This window comes from Streptomyces sp. WAC04114 (assembly GCF_019733245.1).
Taxonomy (GTDB): Bacteria; Actinomycetota; Actinomycetes; order Streptomycetales; family Streptomycetaceae; genus Streptomyces; species Streptomyces massasporeus_A.
Window position 1 is genome coordinate 1 of the sequence record NZ_JAIGQA010000389.1, and the last position, 837, is coordinate 837.

At 66.8% G+C, this 837-nt stretch carries 1 protein-coding gene; it reads right to left on the reverse strand.

Annotation, left to right across the window (positions count from 1 at the left end; all coding sequences use genetic code 11):
• On the reverse strand, positions 1-676 hold a 676-nt coding region (locus tag K4G64_RS39370), incomplete at its 3' end, for a cytochrome P450 (RefSeq protein WP_308122617.1).
• Between the last annotated feature and the right edge of the window lie 161 nt (positions 677-837).

Consider the following 837-nt stretch of genomic DNA (forward strand, 5'->3'; position numbering starts at 1 on the left):
GTTCCTCGACCATGCCCGGCGCCAGGTCCGGGTTCTCCCGCAGGGCGGCCAGGTGCTCGGGGTGCTGGAGAAGCACGAGCGCCGAGAGCCCGATCATGTTCGCGGTGGTCTCGTGCCCCGCGACGAGCAGGAGCATCGCCAGGCTGACGAGCTCGTCCTTCCGGAGCTCCCCGGGCACGACCCGCTCGATCACGAGCCGGCTGAGCAGATCGTCGGTGGGCTCGGTCCGCTTGGCCTCGACCAGGTCCCCCAGCAGTCCGGCGAGCGCGCCGAGGGCGGCTTCGACCTCGGCGGGGCCGGACTTCCGGTCCATGATCACGGCGCTGTGGTGCTGGAAGAAGTCATGGTCGGAGTACGGGACTCCGAGCAGGTGACAGATCGTCATCGACGGCACCGGCAGGGCGAACTCGGCCATCAGGTCGACGGGAGCGCCGAGCCCGCGCATCCGCTCCAGCGACTCGATCACCGTCTCCTCGATGAGCGGCTCGATCCGCCGGATGTTCTTGATCATGAACTCCGCGGTCAGCATCCGCCGGAGGCGGCTGTGCGCGTCGCCGTCCATGAAGATGAACAGGCCCGACGCGTCGTCCTGCTTCGGCGGAATCGGATTCAGCACCGGAAAGCCGGGCTTGTACTGATCGGAGCTGAATCCGGGGTGCCGCAGCAACTGCCGCACGTCCTGATGCTCGGTGATCAGCCAGGCCCAGCCCCAGAAAGGAAGGCGAACCTTACCGATGGACCCCCCGAGCCGCTCCAGGTCGGCATCCTTGACGGGAATGAATGGATTGTCGTCCGGACCTATGAACGGGTATGCCGGCAGGCTGGCAACATCTATGT